1 protein-coding gene is annotated in these 1,590 nt (G+C 65.3%); it reads right to left on the bottom strand.

The window, feature by feature from the left end; genetic code table 11:
- Positions 1-90 precede the first annotated feature (90 nt).
- Positions 91-1,482 carry an ISNCY family transposase gene (locus AC5Y4S_RS29725; protein WP_500036091.1) on the bottom strand — a complete coding sequence of 464 codons (1,392 nt, stop codon included), beginning with the start codon at positions 1,480-1,482 and terminating at the stop codon, positions 91-93.
- Positions 1,483-1,590: the final 108 nt, after the last annotated feature.

Here is a 1,590-nt window from a genome sequence, read left to right as displayed (position 1 = left end):
TAGCTACTTCGACCTGAAAAAGGGTTAATGGCCGGTGGGGCCCCAGACGGATTCTTGTTGGGCGGCCCACTCGGGTGGCGTAACTGGTTGTCATCCAATCAGGCGGCTGACCTTGACCAGGTTGTGGGCGAAGACTCCGTGTCCGCACCAGGTGCGGGCTCCGGTCAGGGTGGTCAATTCGGTGCGGTTCCATCCGTAACTGCGCTTGAGGTGATTGATCCGGCCTTCGCATCCGGTCCGCCATTTGATTTTGGCGCGGAATGCTTTCCGATGTTCGAACTCCCGCCGGGCAGCGCCGGGTCTACTGGCTCTGGGGATGGCCACTCGGCGCACCCCGAGTTCGTGCAGCTCGTTCTCGACTGAGGCGTAGCCGTAGCCGCGGTCGGCGGTCACCGCGGTCGGAGCACGTCCGGTGCGGTCGGTGATGCGGGCGATCGCCGGCGCCAGCTGTGGCGCGTCGGCGGGGTTTCCGACGTGCACTGCGTGGTCGAGGATGATCCCGTCGGCGTTGTCGACGATCTGGGCCTTGTAGCCGAATTCCACCGGCTTGCCGAGCCGGCCTTTGCGGATCGGGCGGGCGTCGACGTCGTGGAAGCTCACCATGCGGCTCGCCGAATCCGGCATCACCCCGGCCAGCCGACTGCGGGTCTGGTTGATCACCTGTCCGGTGCGTGCCAGCAAGGTGGCCAGGTCGTTGATCGCCCGCTGCAGTCGTCCGCGGCGCCGACCCGTCGCGGTGCGCAAACCCCTGCGTGCGTTGCGCGATACCGCATCCGCATCGGCGATGGCCGTCTCGGCGATGTCGGCCAACTGGCCGGTGATCCGCAGCACCGCGGCCTGACCCTCCTCGCGGGCGGCCGCACCCCGTAGTCGCAGTTTGGCCGCGATCGCCCGTGCCCGCTGTCCCGCCGAACGACTACGGTCGCGTACTCGAGTGCGGGTGGCGCCTCCAGCGGCCTGAATCCGAGCGACCGTTTTGGCGATACCGCCGACGGCCTTGGCCAACAACCCCGAATCGGTCGGATAGGCCACTGCGGCTTCGACGACCGTGGTATCGGCGCGGACCTTATCGGTGCGGATCAGCTTTGCCGCGACGGCCTTGGCCACCAACGCGTCGTTGAGCCCGGCGACCGCGGCTTCACCGCAGCGGCTAGTCAGCTTCATCAGCGTGGTCGGATGCGGCACTCGTGTGCCCAACGGGATCCGGCAGAACCGTTGCCAGGAAATCGAATCGCCCACCTCGCGGCACAGAGACTCAAAGCCCAGCCGGTAGCGGAACTTCAAGAACATCATCCGCAGATAGGTCTCCATCGGCACCGACGGACGCCCGATCCGTGGATCGAAATACGGCGTGAACGGCGCGAAGAACACCGGATCATCCAGCAGGGCATCCACCCGGCCCAACTCGGCGGGCAACACCAACAGCTCCGCAGGCAGGATTGCATCCCACAACGACAACTGGTCATTTACAGTTCTAAGCACGATGGCCTCGATCCCTTCTTGCCCAAGGGCTCGAGGCCATCATCGCTTCAAACAACCACCAGTTCAGGCACCGCCACGCCCCGACTTTTTCAGGTCGAAGTAGCTAGG

It is taken from the genome of Mycobacterium sp. NGS64, from assembly GCF_059812245.1.
The sequence above is the reverse complement of the archived record's forward strand: the minus strand, read 5'-3'. Positions and strand labels throughout refer to the sequence as shown.